At 71.0% G+C, this 17,207-nt stretch carries 16 protein-coding genes; 10 read left to right on the forward strand and 6 right to left on the reverse strand.

The window, feature by feature from the left end; all coding sequences use genetic code 11:
- The first annotated feature begins 56 nt into the window (after positions 1-56).
- Genes AB0J69_RS23770 through AB0J69_RS23790 form a run of 5 tightly spaced genes read left to right on the forward strand, consistent with a single transcriptional unit; the run spans position 57 to position 5,757 of the window.
- Complete coding sequence (locus AB0J69_RS23770) at positions 57-1,292, forward strand: extracellular solute-binding protein (protein WP_364120948.1); 1,236 nt, start codon at positions 57-59, stop codon at positions 1,290-1,292.
- A complete protein-coding gene (locus AB0J69_RS23775; RefSeq protein WP_364120950.1) occupies positions 1,282-2,220 on the forward strand; it encodes a sugar ABC transporter permease in 939 nt (312 codons plus the stop codon). Before AB0J69_RS23770 ends, AB0J69_RS23775 begins: the two co-directional genes overlap by 11 nt.
- Positions 2,217-3,044 (forward strand): carbohydrate ABC transporter permease, encoded by an 828-nt coding sequence (locus tag AB0J69_RS23780; protein ID WP_364120953.1) that lies wholly within the window; start codon positions 2,217-2,219, stop codon positions 3,042-3,044. Before AB0J69_RS23775 ends, AB0J69_RS23780 begins: the two co-directional genes overlap by 4 nt.
- A complete protein-coding gene (locus AB0J69_RS23785) occupies positions 3,041-4,969 on the forward strand; it encodes a hypothetical protein (protein ID WP_364120956.1) in 1,929 nt (642 codons plus the stop codon). Before AB0J69_RS23780 ends, AB0J69_RS23785 begins: the two co-directional genes overlap by 4 nt.
- Positions 4,966-5,757, forward strand: a complete 792-nt coding sequence (locus AB0J69_RS23790) for a hypothetical protein (protein ID WP_364120959.1) — start codon at positions 4,966-4,968, stop codon at positions 5,755-5,757. The genes AB0J69_RS23785 and AB0J69_RS23790 overlap by 4 nt, the downstream gene beginning before the upstream one ends.
- Before the next feature lie 40 nt (positions 5,758-5,797).
- Here the strand turns inward: AB0J69_RS23790 and AB0J69_RS23795 are convergent, their stop codons facing one another.
- Complete coding sequence (locus AB0J69_RS23795; RefSeq protein ID WP_364120961.1) at positions 5,798-6,265, reverse strand: helix-turn-helix domain-containing protein; 468 nt, start codon at positions 6,263-6,265, stop codon at positions 5,798-5,800.
- Between the two features lie 125 nt (positions 6,266-6,390).
- Between AB0J69_RS23795 and AB0J69_RS23800 the strand changes: the two genes are divergently transcribed.
- Positions 6,391-8,934: a tetratricopeptide repeat protein gene (locus AB0J69_RS23800; protein WP_364120964.1), complete on the forward strand. Its 2,544-nt coding sequence runs from the start codon at positions 6,391-6,393 to the stop codon at positions 8,932-8,934.
- Positions 8,935-9,116: 182 nt separating this feature from the next.
- Here AB0J69_RS23800 and AB0J69_RS23805 read toward each other — a convergent pair whose 3' ends face one another.
- Positions 9,117-9,416 (reverse strand): DUF4193 domain-containing protein, encoded by a 300-nt coding sequence (locus tag AB0J69_RS23805; protein WP_364120967.1) that lies wholly within the window; start codon positions 9,414-9,416, stop codon positions 9,117-9,119.
- Between the two features lie 441 nt (positions 9,417-9,857).
- On the opposite strand from AB0J69_RS23805, the gene AB0J69_RS23810 reads away from it, so the two are divergent.
- Entirely contained in the window at positions 9,858-10,550 is a 693-nt protein-coding gene (locus tag AB0J69_RS23810) for a carbonic anhydrase (protein ID WP_364120970.1), read from the forward strand.
- Positions 10,551-10,615: 65 nt separating this feature from the next.
- Positions 10,616-10,789: a hypothetical protein gene (locus AB0J69_RS23815; RefSeq protein ID WP_364120973.1), complete on the forward strand. Its 174-nt coding sequence runs from the start codon at positions 10,616-10,618 to the stop codon at positions 10,787-10,789.
- A gap of 333 nt (positions 10,790-11,122) precedes the next feature.
- Here the strand turns inward: AB0J69_RS23815 and AB0J69_RS23820 are convergent, their stop codons facing one another.
- Together AB0J69_RS23820 and AB0J69_RS23825 are read right to left on the reverse strand one after the other, a co-directional pair.
- Positions 11,123-11,926, reverse strand: a complete 804-nt coding sequence (locus AB0J69_RS23820; protein WP_364120976.1) for a DUF899 domain-containing protein — start codon at positions 11,924-11,926, stop codon at positions 11,123-11,125.
- Positions 11,923-13,344 carry an FAD-binding protein gene (locus tag AB0J69_RS23825; RefSeq protein WP_364120979.1) on the reverse strand — a complete coding sequence of 474 codons (1,422 nt, stop codon included), beginning with the start codon at positions 13,342-13,344 and terminating at the stop codon, positions 11,923-11,925. Before AB0J69_RS23825 ends, AB0J69_RS23820 begins: the two co-directional genes overlap by 4 nt.
- Positions 13,345-13,425: 81 nt before the next feature.
- On the opposite strand from AB0J69_RS23825, the gene AB0J69_RS23830 reads away from it, so the two are divergent.
- Positions 13,426-13,968, forward strand: a complete 543-nt coding sequence (locus AB0J69_RS23830; protein WP_364120982.1) for an Lrp/AsnC family transcriptional regulator — start codon at positions 13,426-13,428, stop codon at positions 13,966-13,968.
- Between the two features lie 793 nt (positions 13,969-14,761).
- Here the strand turns inward: AB0J69_RS23830 and AB0J69_RS23835 are convergent.
- Positions 14,762-15,385, reverse strand: a complete 624-nt coding sequence (locus AB0J69_RS23835; RefSeq protein ID WP_364120985.1) for an NAD(P)-binding domain-containing protein — start codon at positions 15,383-15,385, stop codon at positions 14,762-14,764.
- Positions 15,386-15,416: 31 nt separating this feature from the next.
- Complete coding sequence (locus AB0J69_RS23840) at positions 15,417-16,151, reverse strand: SDR family oxidoreductase (RefSeq protein ID WP_031067588.1); 735 nt, start codon at positions 16,149-16,151, stop codon at positions 15,417-15,419.
- A gap of 143 nt (positions 16,152-16,294) precedes the next feature.
- Here AB0J69_RS23840 and AB0J69_RS23845 point away from each other — a divergent pair, with 143 nt between their 5' ends.
- Positions 16,295-16,906, forward strand: a complete 612-nt coding sequence (locus tag AB0J69_RS23845; protein ID WP_364120989.1) for a helix-turn-helix domain-containing protein — start codon at positions 16,295-16,297, stop codon at positions 16,904-16,906.
- Positions 16,907-17,207: the final 301 nt, after the last annotated feature.

A 17,207-nucleotide genomic window follows, 5' to 3' on the forward strand; every position in this document is an offset into this window, starting at 1 on the left:
ACGGTCTACTGTGCCAATCGCCTATCGATAGGCGATTGTCTTAGCAAGGGAAAATCATGCGATACAGCATGCGCGGCGTCGCGATCCTGCTCGGCTCGGCGATGGCGGCCGGACTCCTGACCGGATGCGCGAGCAGTGGCGCCGAGGAGGGCGGAGGCGAGCTCCGCATCCTCGCCAACATCACCCCGGTCCTGACCAAGCAGTACTACGAGAACCTCGTCCAACCCTGGGTCGCCCAGAACAAGGGGGTGAAGGTCACCATCGAGGTGCCGAGCGCGGAGGACGTCCAGGCGACCCTCCAGCAGGAGCTCGCCTCGGGCGACGTGCCCGACATCGTCGCCAGCAACCTCGACCCGGTGGTGGCGCCGCAGCTGCTCGCCTTCCCGGAGGAGGACTGGGTGCTCGACACCCCGCTCGTCCAGGAGAACAAGGTCGGCGGCAAGATCTGGCAGGTCGCCACCGGCGCGCAGATCCAGTCGCTCGTCTTCTACAACAAGAAGGCCTTCGCCGACGCCGGCATCGACGGGCCGCCGGCCAGCCTGGAGGAGTTCACCCAGGACCTGAAGGCGCTCAAGAAGGCCGGCTACCTCCCGCTGCAGACGGCGGGGGAGTGGGTCACCGGAGCGCAGTTCGCCATGCTGGCCAACCCGCAGCTCCTCGGGTCCGGCGACTTCTACGCCCAGCGCAACGCCGGCACGGCCACCTTCGCGGCGAGCCCGTACAAGAACTACCTCGACGCCTACGCCGGCTGGATCGCCGACGGGCTGGTGGACCGGGACGCGCTGGGCCTGAAGTACCAGGACTCGATCGACGGGTTCACCTCCGGCAAGGCCGCCACGTACGTGATCGGCAACTGGATCGTGCCCTCCATCGACGAGGCCGCCCCCTCGTTCGACGTGGGCGTCTTCGCGGCGCCGTCGCTCGACGGCCGGCCGGCCGGGCAGCTCGGCGGGCCCGCGCAGCCGTACTCGATCCTGCAGGCCTCGAAGCACAAGGATCTCGCGCTGAGCCTGGTCAAGTACCTGGTCAGCGACAAGACGGCGGTCACCGCGTCGCTCGCCTCGGAGGGCAACTTCCGCCAGGAGCACCCGTACAAGGGCAGCCCGCTCAACCAGCAGGTCGCGGCGATCCACGACGCCGCGCCCCGACTGGTGCTCGGCACCTCCGGCCCCACGATCCCCGGCGGGTTCGGCGACGAGCTCAACAAGCAGGTCCAGGCTCTCTACGTCGGCACCGCACCGGCAAAGGCGGCGGCCGCGCTGGACTCGTGGTGGGATCTGAATGCCGGCTAGCAACACTCGGGCCGGTGCCGCCGGGGCGGCGCCGGCCACCCGCCGCGTCCGGGGCGCCCGCCTCGACCTGCTCACCGACACCGTCATGATCGCGCCGGCGCTCGCGCTGGTCACGCTGTTCGTGCTCGTCCCGATCGCGATCGCGGTCTACCTCAGCCTCACGAACTGGGACGGCTTCACGATCCCGCCGTCGTGGGTCGGCACCCGCAACTACGAGCGGCTCGTGCAGGACCCCGAGGTGCTGCGGGCCGCCGGCTTCACCGCGGTGATCGCCGTCGTGGGCACGATCGCCTGCAACGCGCTGGGCCTGGGCATCGCCGTGCTCCTCAACCGCAGCAACCGCGTCACCACGGTCATGCGCGTGCTGGTCTTCTCGCCGTACGTGATCGGGCCGGTCATCCTCGGCTTCCTCTGGGCGTCGATCCTCGGCAGCAACGGCGCGGTCAACGCGCTGCTGACCGGCTTCGGCGTCGAGCGGCTGCCCTTCCTGGCCGACCCCGTGTGGGCCACCGCCACCACCGTCGTGGTGATCATCTGGGCCAGTTTCGGGGTCAACGTCGTGCTCTACCTCGCCGGCCTGCAGACCATCGACGCCTCACTCCTGGAGGCGGCGGTCATCGACGGGGCCGGCCCCTGGCAGACGTTCTGGCGGGTCAAGCTCCCCGTGCTCGCGCCGACCGTCACGCTCAACGTCGTGCTCGCGGCGATCGGGCTGCTCCGGGTCTACGAGCTCGTCCTCGCGCTCACCGCCGGCGGGCCCGCCGGGGCCACCCAGACGTCGGTGTTCACCATCCTCACGACCTCCTTCAGCCGCTCGCAGCTCGGCTACGGCGCGGCCCAGTCGGTCGTGCTGATGATCGCGATCATCGCGATGACGGTCGTCGTCACCCAGCTCCGCCGGCGCGGCGAGCAGGCGGTCGCCGCATGACCGCCCGCCTGCTCCGCGGCGTCGTGCTCGTCGTGCTCGCCGCCGTGATGGCCGCCCCGCTCTACCTGCTCGCGACCAACGCGTTCAAGAGCCAGGACGACATCGTCGGCTCGCCGTTCGGCGTGCCCGCAGACGGGTTCACGCTCGACAACATCGTGCGGGCCGCGACCTCCGCCGACTTCAACGTGCTCGGCGCGTACGGCACGACCGCGCTCCTCGTCGCGGCCGTCAACGTGCTGTCCATCCTGGTCACCGGGCCGGCCGCGTACGCGATCGCCCGCGGGACCCGGCGCGGCCACCGCCTGGTGCTGCTCGTGCTGCTGATGGGCCTGTTCATCCCGAGCCAGGCGATCGTCATCCCGGTGATCTACGTGCTGCGGACCATCGGCCTCATGGGCACCGTGCCCGGGCTCGTCCTGTTCCAGACGGCGCTGACGATCCCCACGACGGTGTTCCTGTTCACCGCGTTCGTGCAGAGCATCCCGCGCGAGCTGGACAAGGCGGCCCGGATCGACGGCGCGAGCCGGATGGGCACGTTCTGGCGCATCATCTTCCCGCTGATGCGCCCGGCCGTCGCGACCGCCGTCGTGCTCAACTCCGTGAGCGTCTGGTCCGACTTCGTGAACCCGCGGATCATCCTGGGACCCGGATCCGGCGTCTACACGGTGACCACCGGGGTGTTCGCGGCGGTCAGCAAGTACTCGACCGACTTCACCATCGTCTACTCGAACATGCTGCTCGCGGTCGCGCCCGCGCTCGTGTTCTACGTGCTGCTGCAAAAGCGCATCATCGGCGGCCTCACCTCGGGAGCGGTCAAGGGATGATCAGGATTTCCGCCACCGTGCCCCTGCGCGAGCTGCCCCGCTGGGCGGTCCTGGAGCGCGAGCTGCTCGCCCGCCTCGACCGCGCCTGGCGCGAGTTCGAGCGGCGCTTCTGCGAGCCCGACGGCCGCCTGCGCTACCGGGGCCGGATGTACGGCCGCGACGGCGTCGACGACTTCTACGAGCCGTTCTTCAACTGGCCCGTGCTGTACCGCCTCGGCGGGTCCGGCGACCTGCTGGAGGCGGCCAAGCACCACTGGGAGGGCGTGACCCGGCAGCTCACCGAGTTCGGCTTCGTCCGGGAGGAGTACGAGCTCGGCTACGACTGGTTCCACCAGGGCGAGTCGCTGCCGTTCTTCCTGTCGATCTGCGCCGCGGACCCCGCCGACGCCGCCTTCCGGGCGCGGGCGAGCCGCTTCGCCCAGCTCTACCTGCCCGGCGCCGGCAACTACGACCCGCTCACCCGTACGATCGTCGCCCCGCACACCGGCTCCGGCGGCCCGCGCTGGGGCGTCGGCGAGGACTGGGAGGAGTACCGCGCCGACCAGCCCGGCATGGAGATCTACGGCCTGCCGCTGCTCGACGTCCCCGGCGTCCGCGACTGGGAGGACCTGCGCGACCCGGCCGCGGCCCGCGCCATGGGGCAGGCGATGCAGGAGCGGATGGGGCGCGGCGACACCGCCGTCAACCTCGCCGCGACCACCCTCGCGGTCAACGCCTGGCTCTACGACCACGACCCGCGCCTCGAAGCGTGGGTGCTCGAGTACGTGGACGCCTGGCGCGAGCGCGCGGCCGCGAACGGCGGCGTGCTGCCCGACAACGTCGGCCCCGGCGGCACCGTCGGCGAGCTGCACGGCGGCGCCTGGTACGGCGGCCACTACGGCTGGACCTGGCCGCACGGCCTGCACTCGATCGCGCCCGCCGCCACGGTCGCCGCGCTCAACACCGTGGTGCTCACCGGCACGCTCGACCGGCTCGACCTCGTCGGCGGCACCCTCGACGCCGTGATGGCGCAGGGCGAGGTCGCCGACCGCATCGCCACCCGCGGCAGCCTCGGCCCCGGCTGGGCCGAGCGGCTCGGCGCCGGCGAGAGCACCCGCGAGCTGCTCGTGCCCTACCGGCACGGCCCCCGGGGCTGGTTCGACCGGCACCCGGTGCCGCTCGCGCCCGTGCTCTGGCTCGCGTGGGCGCGCGGCGACATCGCCCACGACCCGCGCATCGAACGGCTGCGGGCCGCCTCCGACTCCGACTGGGAGGCGGTGCGCTGGTTCCACGACAAGGAGGAGCAGGGCCACGAGGCGCCCTGGATCGGCTACCTCGCCGGACGCAACCCGGACTACCCGGAACGCGCATTGGAGCTGGCCCTCGCCCAGGTCCTGCGGCGGATGGCGCTGATCGCGCAGGCCCCCGGCGAACCGGCGGACGGCGACATCCACTTCTGGCAGCGGCTCAACCCCGTCGTGACGGAGGTGCTGAGCCAGCTCGTGACCGGCGCGCCACCGGCCGTCTACTACGGCGGCCTCGCGCTCGCCCGCGTCCTGGTCGGCGACGGGGCGCGCGGCCGCCCCGGCCTGCCGCCCGGAGTCGCGGCCCTGGTCAGGGCGGTCGAGGAACGCCGCGTCGCGCTCGACCTCGTCAACCTCGGCGACGACGACCAGCTCGCCGTCGTCCAGGCCGGCGCCTTCGGCGAGGACGAGATCGTCAGCGCCGGCCACGACACCGCCGAGCCCGGCTACCCCGGCGACGACCGCCGATACGACATCCCGCCCGCCCCGGCCACGCGCCACCGCGTCGCCGTCGGCGCCTCGCGGATCGAGGTGCTGCTGCCCGCGCGCACGCGGATCGCCCTCGACCTCGAGATCACCCGGCGCGTCCACCGCGCCTCCCACCAGGACTTCGTCCGCACCGCTCAGGAGAACCACGCATGAACACCGCCCCCGAGTCGCCGTCGGCCGTCTGGCCCCTGCCTGTCCGCGGTGAGCCCTTCGACCGGGCCGACCCCGACATCCTGCGCCGCATGAAGGCGGTCAGCGCCGCCACGGCCTGCGCCAAGCTCAACGGCATGGGCATCACCCGCACCGCCGTCCAGGGTCCCGCCCCGCTCGAACGCGGCAGGAGCGTCGTCGGCTCCGCCCTGACGCTGCAGTTCATGCCGCAGCGCGAGGATGTCGCGAGCGGCCTGGGCCAGGAGTACGTCGAGCGCGACACCGCCCTGTGGGCCGTCCTCGAGACCGTGCAGGAGGGCGACGTGCTCGTCGTCCAGGCCTACGGCAGCACGTTCACCGGCTGCTTCGGCGACATGCTCGTCCGCTACTTCAAGCGTCGCGGCGGCGCCGGGATCGTCGTCGACGGGCGCATCCGCGACTCCGGGCGCGTGCGCGAGCTCGGGGTGCCGATCTGGTGCACCGGCACGACGCCGCACTACGCCTCCCAGACCGACCTGTTCCCCTGGGCGTACGACGTCCCGGTCGCCGCCGGTGGCGTGCTCTGCCTGCCCGGCGACGTCGTGGTCGCCGACGACGACGGCGCGGTGATCGTGCCCTCGGGCAAGGCGCTCGAGCTCGTGCAGTCGGCCGAGGACCACGAGAACTGGGAGGAGTTCAGCCGGATGCGGCTCGAACAAGGGGCCCGGCTGTCCGACTACTACCCGCTCAGCCCGGACAGCCGCGCCGAGTACGAGGCGTGGCGCGACGCCGGTCGCCTGCCGCTCCTCTGACGCCACGGGCCGGATCACTGGGCCGGATCACTGGGCCGGATCACTGGGCCGGATCACTGGGCCGGATCAGGGGGCCGGGATCCGGTCGAGCTCCACCAGGCCGAAGCCGAGCTGGCTGTACAGCTCCAGCTGGTCGAAGTACTCGCGGTGCGAGTCGATCTTCCCGTTCGAGACGTGCGCCTTCGTACTCGGCGCGGCCCCGGTTGACCTGAACGGTCTGCGTGGCCGGGGCGGTTTCGGTCATGACAGGGTCCTCCAGCGTGGCCTTGAGCTCGGCGGGCGCTGACGCGCGGCGCTCGGCGTACTTGTCGATCCACCGGTTGTGGATCAGCTGGATCGGCACCGGGCTCAGGAAGTGCAGCTTCTCCCGTCCCGGCTTGCGGGTGACGACGAGGCCGGACTCCTCCAGCAGCCGCAGGTGCTTCATGACCCCGAACCGGGTCGTCTCCACGCCCGACTCCAGGTCGGAGAGCGTACGGCCGTCCCGCTCGAACAGCCGGTCCGGCAAGTGACGCCGGGTGCGCCCGGCCGCGGGGATCGGCGCGGGTGGCGGGCCAGTAAACCGCGCCCTGACTCGCCGCGTTTACCGTAGTCTGGCCCTGATCCAGACCGGTGCGCGCGGGAGATGTCGTCATGCTGTCAGGAGCGAGTGACCGACCTCATGCGAGCCCTCCGGAGGAGGAGCCGGACCTGGGCACGTTGTTGCGCACCTGGCGCGATCGCGCCCTGCTGACCCAGGAGCAGCTGGCGGAGCGGGCGGGTGTCAACGTCCGCACCGTCCGCCGGTTGGAGACGGGTGAGTTGCGCCGGCCGCGCCACGCGTCGGTACGGCTGCTGGCCGAGGCTCTGGGCCTGGGGGCCGAGGAGCTGTGGCTGCTGAAGCGCGCCGCGGGCGGAGCCGAACAGCCCCCGCCCCTGCTGCGTCCGACGCCGCGGCAGCTGCCCGCCGATGTGGAGTTCGTCGGCCGGGCGCGGGAGCTGGCCCTGCTGGACGAGGCCGGCGGCGCGTCCACGGTGGTGATCACCGCCATCGACGGCATGGCGGGGGTCGGCAAGACCGCGCTGGCCGTGCACGCCGCGCACCGGCTGGCCGCCCGCTTCCCGGACGGCAACCTGTTCGTCGACCTGCACGGTTACACCCAGGGCATGGCCCCGGCCGACCCGGCCGACACCCTGGCCCGGGTGCTGGACGTGCTGGGCGTCGCCGGAGAGTCGATCCCCCAGCACGTCGACGACCGGGCCGCGCTCTACCGGAGCGTGCTGGCCGGCCGGAAGATGCTGATCCTGCTGGACAACGCCGCCGACGAGGCCCAGGTGCGGCCGCTGCTGCCGGGCGCGGGAGGCTGCCTGGTGCTGGTGACGAGCCGGCGGCGGCTGGTCGAGCTGAATGACGCGCGTACGGTGTCGGTGGACGTGCTGCCTGCCGAGGACGCGATCGCGCTGTTCGCGGGCACCGCGGGGCCGGAGCGGGTCGCGGACGCCCCCCGCGAGGCGCTGGCCGAGGTGGTGCATCGGTGCGGGCTGCTGCCGCTGGCGATCCGGCTGGCCGCGGCCCGGCTGAAGGCGCATCCGACCTGGACCGTGGCACACCTGCTGGGACGCCTGGAGGAGCACGAGCGCCGGCTGAGCGAGTTGCGGGCCGGGCAGCGCAGCGTCGTCGCCGCGCTCGACCTGTCCTACCGGGAGCTCACCGCCGCCGAGCGACGCGCGTACCGGCTGCTGGGGCTGCACGCCGGGGTGGACATCCCGCCCGATGCGGCCGCCGCGCTATTGGCCACCAACGTCGAGGACGCCTCCGCGCTGCTGGATCGGCTGCTGGAGATGCATGTCATGCAGGAGCCGGTGCCCGGCCGCTACCGCTTCCACGACCTGATCCGCACGCACGCCGCCGAGGTGGCCGCGCAGGAGGAGCCGGAGGCCGATCGGCGCGCCGCGCTGAACCGGCTGCTGGACCACTACGCCCAGGGCGCGTCGGCGGCGATGGACCGCCTCTACCCCTACGAGGCCGACACGCGCCCGCTCCCGCCCTCGGGCACCGTGTCCATGGCCGATGCGGCGCAGGCCACCGCCTGGCTGGACGCGGAGCTGGTCAACCTGCTCTCCCTGGCCCAGCACGCCGCCGAGCAGGGCTTCCCCGAGCACCTCCAGCACCTGTCGGTCACCCTGCACCGGTGCCTGCGCACCCGTGGCCGCTACGCCGAGGCCGAGACGCTGCACGCGCGGGCGCTGGCCGCCGCCCGCGCCGCCGACGACCGTACGAGCGAGATGGAGGCGCTGCTCGGGCTGGGCGAGATCCGCTACAAGCAGAGCCGGTACACCATCACCATGGAGGACACCTCGCGTGCCCTCGACATCGGCCGCGCCATCGGCAACCGCTCCGGCCAGTTGCGCGCCCTGAACACCCTGGGCCTGCTCCGCGCGATCCACGGGCAGTACAAGCAGTCGGCCGAGGACTTCACGCAGGCGCGGGACCTCGCCCAGCAGATCGGGCAGCGGACCGGCGAGCTGGACGCGTTGATCGGCTTGGGCCACATCCACCGGATGACGGGACGGCCCGAGCCGGCCGGCGACAACCTGGTGCGGGCGCTCGACATCGCCAGGACGATCGGCCACCGTACCGGTGAGATGCGCGCCCTGCTCGGGCTCGGGCACATCCACCTCGGCCGGGGCGAGCACGTGCCCGCCACCGAGCACTTCACGCGGGCCCTGGACCTGGCGCGCGCCACGCAGCATCGGCTCGGCGAGCTCGACAGCGTCACCGCGCTCGGCGATCTGCACCGCATGCAGAAGCGTCACCAGCAGGCCCGCGACTGCTACCAGCAGGCACTGGACCTCGCCCGCGAGATCGGCAACCGCAACTGGCAGTTCGAGGCCGTGCACGGCATGGGCCGGCTGCAGCACGCCTGCGGGCAGGACGACCAGGCGCTCGACAGCCACGACCAGGCCCGGCAGCTCGCCTCGGACCTCGATCAACCGGGCGACGAGGCCCGCGCCCACGACGGCCTCGCGCACGCCCACGCCGCACTCGGCCAGTACGAACAGGCCCGCCACCACTGGACCCGGACGCTGACCATCCTGAGCGACCTCGGCACCGACCAAGGCGACGAAGGGGGCGTGGACGTCGAGACCATCCGCGCTCACCTGGCCCGGCTCGGACCCGCATCTACTGAATCTTGAAGGACGAGCGATGGCCGCCGTCGAGGATGCGCCTGGCGGTGATGGCTCGGCCGACACCCCATGAACAGGCGCCTGCTCCGGCGGCATGGCCAGGAGGACGGCCTGATTGGCTACCAGGCTCGCCAACGTTGTCGCGCTCAGACATCAGCGATCGTGCTTGGTGGCCTTGATCGTCGCCGTGCTCAGGCGGCGCACTCCAGGCAGATCTGCTGATCGTCTCGGCCAGCGGCGCGCTGGCTGCGGTGGTGCACCAGGAAGCAGCGCGAGCAGGTGAACTCGTCCGCCTGGGGCGGGATCACCCGTACGGACAGCTCTTCGTTCGACAGATCGGCGCCCGGCAGTTCGATCGATTCGGCCAGGTCGGTCTCGTCGACGTCGAGGCTGCCGGACGAGCCGTCGGCGCGGCGGGTCTGGAGTTCCTGCAGACTCTCCTCTGCCGGGTCGTCGTCGGTCTTGCGGGGGCTGTCGTAGTCGGTTGCCATGATGTCCTTCCGCCTCATCTATGCGTCTTCCCGGGGCCACTTGTGTGTGTGCACCGATCCGCCGGGAGATTCCCGTCCGTTGCCCGCACGAATCCACAACGAACCATCCGGCTCCAAGCGGTCAGGAACGATTCATGGCGGTGGCCGACCGGTTGGGCGGCCACGGACCTTGGTGACGGCCCGTCCTGAGATGATGCCGGTTTTACGCCGGGCAGGCTTGCGCAGGCCATGAGCAGGGTCGGCGAGACCGGTCTCGCCGACGAACGTCTCCCCTTTGGCAAGCGCTGCGCCTAGGGACACGTTCGGGGGCGGAGGGCCTTTGCCGGGAGGGTGGTGTCATCCAACGCTTTACCGGCTCTTTCCGCGCGGAAACAGGGTGACGCGGGTCCGTGAGGCGACCCGGCGATCAAGGCGTACTCTGTGTACCGCATACTGGATCCCATGCCTAAGAAGATCATTGGCCGTCGTACAGTACTGCTCGCCGCTGGACTGGTCGCCGGACAGGTCCTGTTAGACGGCGGGGCGGCACAGAGCCTCGCACGACCCTCCGCGCGCCGGCCCGCCACCCCGGACGAGGCGTGGGCGAAGCTGCGCGAGGGCAACCGGCGCTGGGCCGCCGACGCCTCCACCCACCCCCACCAGGACCTCGGCCGGCGCGCGGAGGTCGCCCAGAAACAGGAACCGTACGCGGTGGTCGTCTCCTGCATCGACTCCCGCGTCCCCCCGGAGATCGTCTTCGACATGGGGATCGGCGACATCCTCACCGTACGCAGCGCCGCCCAGACCATCGACCCCCTCATCGCCGGCGCCATCGAGTACGGCCCCGCCGAACTGGACACACCCCTGATCATGGTGCTCGGCCACCAGCGCTGCGGCGCGGTCACCGCCGCCGCCCACGCCCTCAAGGAGGGCACGAAGCTTCCCGGCCACCTGCACCGCATCGTCACCGACCTGCGACCGGCCTATGAGCAAGCCCGCGGGGACGTGGACAGGATGATCCGGATCAACACCACCAATGTCGTGGCCGAACTCAAGGCCGACAAGCTGCTCGCCCCGCGCATCGCCGACCGGAATCTCAAGATCGTGGGCGGGTATTACTCGCTCGACACCGGCAAGGTCACCCGGCTGGTGTAACCGCTTCGCGAAGTGGCCGGGGCCGGCCTATCAGGCCCCGGCCACGTCGGAAGGGTTCAGTTCGGATGATTGCGCGAACGTGGCGGGGCCGGACCAGGGCCGGCGATGCCGACGGCTACGTCGACTACCTGTACCGGACCGGGATGGACGCCCACCGCAAGACGGTCGACGGCAGATATCTGGTGGAACGCCAGACGTACACCCTGCACTACGAGGTCGTGGCGGACGGTCAGGCGTAGCCGGCCAGCGGCGGGAGAGCGGACGGGTCGGCTGTCGCGCCGTGACATCCCCCCGCCTGCTCCGGCTTCCCGACGGCAGCACGCGCTCGCACTGTTCGCTTTTTTTGTCCGAGCGGCGCCCCGCCCCCGCCCGCCGCCCGGCCGCCGGCGACAGAGGCGCCGTCGTATGCCGTCAGCACCAGCAGGATGGACATGATCACGAAGCCCTGGATGTGGTGGCCGGTCTCTGCTCGGCGGGAGGGCCAGGACGCAGCCGACCGATATCCCCACCGCATGGAGCAGGGACATGACGCGCTCCTTGCCGTCTGCCCGCTAGCCCTCGTTGTGCCGCGGTCAGTTGTGCAGCGGGCAGGTGCACCTTGTCCGTCCGTCCGACAGCGGGCCGAGGTCGTCGTCGCGCCCTGCCTGCAGGCGCGGCTGCTGGGCCATCGGACGGCCGTCGGCCGACCGGAACTGGCCGCCTTTGGAGCCCCAGCGCTGCGGCCAGCCCTCCGGCGAGTCCTCCCAGTCCTCCTGGCGGCCGTAGACGGTCCGGTCCAGCAGCCCGTACGAGGGTGCCATCGCCTCGTTGCCGCGGCCGGAGGTCCAGTAGGTCTCATACACCTGCTCACCGTCGCGCAGGTAGCACGCCAGGATGCCGAAGTACCGGCCTGCGATCAGCCGGTCCACGGAGTCCTGCGGTACCGAGTACCAGGGAACGGTGTAGCCCATGAAGTCGCGATACCGCGAGCTCTCCTCGTACGAGCCCTCGGACAGGACCGCGTAGCTCACGTCGCGCGAGTGCAGGTAGGCCAGCTCGTTGACGTGGGAGGTGTTGAAGGTGCAGCCCTCGCACTGCTGGGCGGCGGGCCGGCCGGGGTGCCACATGTGGAAATAGGCGATCAGCTGGGACCGGCCGTCGAACAGGTCGATCAACGGCACCGGCCCCTTCGGTCCGGTCAGCGGCGTCTGTGGATCGACCGCGACCATCGGCAGGCGGCGCCGGGCGGCGGCGATCGCGTCACCCTCGCGGGTGTGGGCCTTCTCCCGGATACGAAGCCGGTCCAGCTCGGCCTGGAACGCGGCCCGGTCAGCGATCGGGGGCTTGGGGGCGTCGCCGATCGGCGAGGCGTCGGGGTGGATGGGCTGGTCGATCATGGTGAATCCTCTCGAAGACGTAGGCCGGGCAGGATGCCGTGGGGGTCGTGGGTCGCTTTCACCCGCTCCAGCCTGGGGAGGTTGCCGCCCCAGTAGGAGCGTGCGGGATCGGTGAGGGCGGGATCGGGGAAGTTGGGGTATACGCCACCGCTGGACCAGGACTGGACTGTCTGCCAGGAGCGCCGCAGCCATTCACTTTCCGGCAGGACGGTGCCGGGCAGTGTCGGTCGCAGCATGGCGGTGTGTTTGAGCAGAAAGCGCTCGCTCCGATGCGGGAACGCTGTGGCGTGCGACGGGACGCGGTTGTAGGCGCCACCCCACGGCGTGAGGTCGAGTTCGCGGGACTCGCCAGCCCGCCGGTCGGCCACCAGCTGATCGACCAGGACGTCGAGCGGGCCGGGCGGTATGTCCTGCTGGAAGAAGCCGGACCTGCTGAACAGGTGCCCGCCATCGCCGCCGGGCACGCGCGCGGCGAGCGTGGCTTGCGTGTCCGTCCACGACGTCTGCCGGCGCCACCGGCTCTGCGGGCGGGCCCCGGCCCTGGCGATGAGATCGTCAAGCAGGTCGTCGGTGTGCGCGGGCGACAGCCCGGCGGCCGCTCCGAACAGGCTCACCCGCGCCTGGCCGTGCGGCTCGGCCGGGACGGTGAGCAGCAAGCTCACGGCGAGTTCGTCGGGTGCGTCCGGGCTCCACTTCTGCCAGGCGTCCATGACCTGGGCGGCGTGCCGGTAGTCCCACCGGAGCTCCACGGCGGTGCACCGCGGGGACGGGACCGGCGCGAACGACAGCTCCGTGACGACGCCGACCCCCGCCGCACCACCGCCTCTGAGGGCCCAGAACAGGTCGGCCTGCTCACGCTCGTCACAGTGGGCGAGGCTGCCGTCCGCACGTACGACACGCGCGCCGACGAGCCGGTCACAGGTCAGCCCCCAGATACGACCGAGGAAGCCGAGACCGCCGCCGAGAGTCAGCCCGGCGATGCCGACGGAAGGGCCGCTCCCGGCGGCCAGGGTACGGGCGTGCCGGTCGAGGCGCCAGTACACGTCGGCGAGTCGCGTACCTGCGCCGATGTGCGCATACCCGTCTTTCAGGGAGACTCCGGTGAGCTCACCGAGGTCAATGAGCAGTCCGGTGGTGGTGGAGCGCCCGGCGAAATCGTGTCCGCCGCTGCGTACCGCCACCGGCAGGCCGTTGTGCTTGGCGAAATCGAGCGCGGCCACGACGTCGGAGGCAGCCCGGCAACGTACCACCGCCCGCGGGCGAACCTCGCCGAAGCGCTGCCCGGCCGGTCTGAACGCCGCGTCGTAGCCGGCGGAACCGTCGATCAGCACGACGCCGGTGACCCGCCGCGCCAAGTCCCGCCAAGCCCGGGCCGGCAGCGCGTCGACGCCGCCACCTCCGCTCTGATTCCTGATCACGGGATTCACACTAGGCAGCCAGGAGCCGACAGGACATGGCCGTCGAGGCGTGCCTGGGCGATCGTTGGACGCGATTGTAAAGTGAACGGCGTGAATTCCTTTCGATCGGCAAATGACCTGGATGACCTCGACTGGAAGCTCCTCGACGAGTTGCAGGCCGACGCCCGGCTGTCCTACAACGAACTGGCCCGGCGGGTGCATCTGTCCGCGCCGGCCGTCGCCGACCGGATCCGTCGTCTGGAACGACGCGGCGTGATCGTCGGCTATCAGGCGCAAATCGACCCTGTTGCGGCCGGGTTCCCCATCCAGGCGTACATCGAGCTGCGCTGCGCTCCGAGCTCCTGCCTGCTGAAGAGCTCGGCCGCCGAGGACTACCCGGAGGTGGTCGAGGTCGACAAGCTGAGCGGGCAGCACTGCTCAATGCTCAAGGTCAGGGCCTCGTCACTGGCGCATCTCGAAGGCGTGCTGGAGCAGATCGGCAAGCACGGCCAGATGGACACCCACATCGTCCTGTCCACGCAGTACCACGACCCGCGCGTGCGCCGGAACCATCCCGACCGGCCTGTGACCGCCTCCGCAGGGTGGACGCGCCGCGCTGCAGGAACCGCGAACTCGTCAGACTGACCGCTTACCGGGCGGAGTCCCGGATGGCCTGGATCAGCGCGGCGGTGGCGGGCGGGTCGGGTGGATCAGCGGAGCGAGAGCAGGGCGTTGTCGGCACGGACGAACGTGCGTCCCCCTTCCCCGAGGAGCCTTCGGTGCGGATGGTTTACTCGCGCGTGTCCACCGCGACCCAGTCGCTGCTGCGGCAACGGCACATCCTCACCGAGGCCGGCCTCGTGATCCGGACCGAGGGCGTCGCAGAGGGATTCCGTCCCCGCCGAGGGGGTGCTGCTGTTCGAGGACCCGGCCACCACCTCCAAGATCCCCGCCTTGGAGCGGCCCGCGTTCGCCCGGGTCGCCGCCGCACACCCGGGCGATGTCCTGGCAGTGCCGGAGCCGTTCCGGCTGTGCGGGACTTGGCCGACATCCACGCGGTCCGTGACTGGTGCCCGGCCCGCGGCGTCGCCCTCCGTGTCCTGTCCGGCCCCCCTGTCCGACTTTCACGACCTCGCGGCCAACGACGCGCGACGACCGCGCTGCTCATCAACCTCAGCACCGCCGTCGGGCAGATCCAGCGCGATCTGCAGAACGAGCTGACCGAGGTAACGCTTCATCTGCGGCGGGTACGGCTGCCCTTTGCCCGGATAGATGCTATGCACATCGACCGGCTGCGACCCACAGCGTGTCGTAGCCAAGGTCCTCGATCCCGCGGCAGAACCCGCTCAGGCCAGCGGCGCTGCTGGTAACCCGACTGTGGGAAGTGTGAAACCAAGCTTCATCGGCGAGTCCTTTCGGTGATCCGTCAACACTTTGCTCAGACGGGAAGTTCGGTGATGCTGAGGGCGAAGTCCAAGTTCCCCACCCCGTGGTTGGCGAGGCCCACCGTGACCACGCCGGCTCCTTCCAGCCAGTGCGCCATTTTCAGGCCGCCGACGTCCAGCGGGCGCAGCCCGAGGCTCTCGATGAACGCCTCCACACTCGCCTTGGCCTGCGCATCATCCCCGGCGATGAAGACGTCGGGCCGACCCTTCTCCAGGACATGACGGAAGATGGTGTTGAACGCCTTCACCACGCTGGCGCCGGCCGGGGCCGCCTTGGCGACTTCCTGCGCGATCGAGGTCTCCTCACGGTGGGCCAGCCCGTCGAACGTGGAATTGAAGGGATTGCTGATGTCGACGATGACCTTGCCCGCGAGAGCGTCTCCGTACTGGGCGACGACCGGCACGACACCGTTGTACAACAGGGCCACGATGACGATGTCCCCGGCCGGGGCGGTGCCCCATTCTCCCGTCGTGGCGCCGCCGCCGAGAGCCTTGGCCAGGTCGGCGGCCTTGGACTGATCGCGGCCCATGACCTCGACGGTGTTGCCGCCCGCTACCGCCCGCGCGCCGATGGTGCGGGCCATGTTCCCGGTGCCGATGATGCTGATGTTGCTCATGAGATGTCCTGCCCTGGTTGTGTTGTTCGGTTCAGATGGCGGTGGTGCCGCCGTCGGCGACGAGTTCCATGCCGTTGACGTAGCTGGAGTCGTCGGAGGCGAGGAAGAGGGCGGCGGTGGCGATCTCGTCGGGGCGGCCCATCTGGCCGCGGGGGATGAGGGACTCGAACTGGCGCTTGGTGGCCTCGTCGAAGAGTTCTTCCTGCTTGGCGGTGGCGACCTGGCCGGGGGTCAGGACGTTGACGCGGATGCGGCGGTCCTTGAGCTCGTTGAGCCAGACGCGGGCCCAGGCCTGCTGGACGGCCTTGCTGCCGGCGTAGACGCTCCAGCCGGGGAAGGCGCCGAGGGAGGCGTTGGAACCGGTCATGAGGATGGAGCCGCCGTCGTTGAAGAGCGGGAGGGCCTTCTGGACGGTGAACAGGGTGCCGCGGGCATTGAGCCCGAACCAGGTGTCGAACTGGGCCTCGGTGATCTCGCCGAGCGGGGCGGGCTCGCCCCCGCCTGCGCTGGCCCACAGCACGTCGAGGCTGCCCTTCTCCCGCTTGACGGTGTCGTACAGGCGGTCCAGGTCGTCCAGGTCGGCGGCGTCGCCCTGGACGCCGGTGACGTTGCGGCCGATCTGCTTCACGGCCTCGTCCAGGGCGTCCTGGCGGCGGCCGGTGATGAAGACGTGCGCTCCCTCGTCGACGAACAGCTTCGCGCCGGCCAGCGCCATGCCGGTGGTGCCGCCGGTGATGACCGCTACCTTGCCGTCAAGCTTTCCCATGTTGCTCCTTTAGGTCGGTGGTGCCGTGCGCACCTGGGATGACGGCGTTATGTACACCGTTCTGTGTGCTTACGGTACGGGGGGTGCGGCCGGGACGCAAACTATGTACACCGATCGTTATCCAGCTCGGGTACCATGGACCCGTGACGGAGTTGGAGAAGGGCCCCCAGGGCCGCCGCCGCGGCCGGGGCGCCCGCGAGCGCATCCTCAGCGCGTCCCAGCAGCTGTTCCGTGAGCAGGGCATCAACCGCACCGGCATGGACCAGCTTTGCGCGGCGGCCCAGGTGTCCAAGCGCACGGCCTACCAGCACTTCACCGGCAAGGACGAACTCGTCGCCGAGTACCTGCGCCGGTTCGACCCCTCCGTTCTGTCCGGCGTGTTCGACCGCACCGACCTCACGCCCCGCGAACGACTCCTCGCCGCCTTCGACATCCCTCCCACCACCCCCCTGTGCCCCTACATCGCCGCCGCCGTCGAACTCCACGACCCCCAGCACCCCGCATCCCAGTACGCGCGCGACTACAAGAAAGCCGTCGCCGCGCGGCTCGCCGACACCGCCCGCGAAGCCGGCGCCGCCGACCCTGAACAGCTCGGCGAGCAGCTCGCGCTGCTCATCGACGGCGCCGCCGCGCGCACCCGGGTCCTCAACGCCGACGCCTTCCCCGCCGCCGCCGCCATCGCCGCCGTCCTCATCGACAACGCCATCCCCGCCACAGCCGGCGATGACCGGCGACGGGAGGAAGTGTCAAGTTGACTTGGCGCTCCGCGGCCGGGCTGGACGCGCTGCCGGTCGCACGGCTGCAGCCGCCCGGCACCTGGCCCGGACCTGCTGGCTTTTACGGAACTGGCCGCCCGCCTGCTGAAGGCGACAGCAGAAGCCGCCGGGGAGATCGGCGACCCCAGAGGGCCCGCTGAGGTGGTCGGCCTTCATGATGGTGTGCAGCTTGGCACCGCGCTCGGCGATGCTCCACGACGGTCTCGGCACGCCTGCCCGACGCCACGCCGCGGCTGCGCGCCGTCGGCACCCCCGACGTCGCTCCGCACATCCTCGCGCT

Origin of the sequence: Nonomuraea sp. NPDC049709 (assembly GCF_040674815.1) — a bacterium.
Classification (GTDB): Bacteria; Actinomycetota; Actinomycetes; order Streptosporangiales; family Streptosporangiaceae; genus Nonomuraea.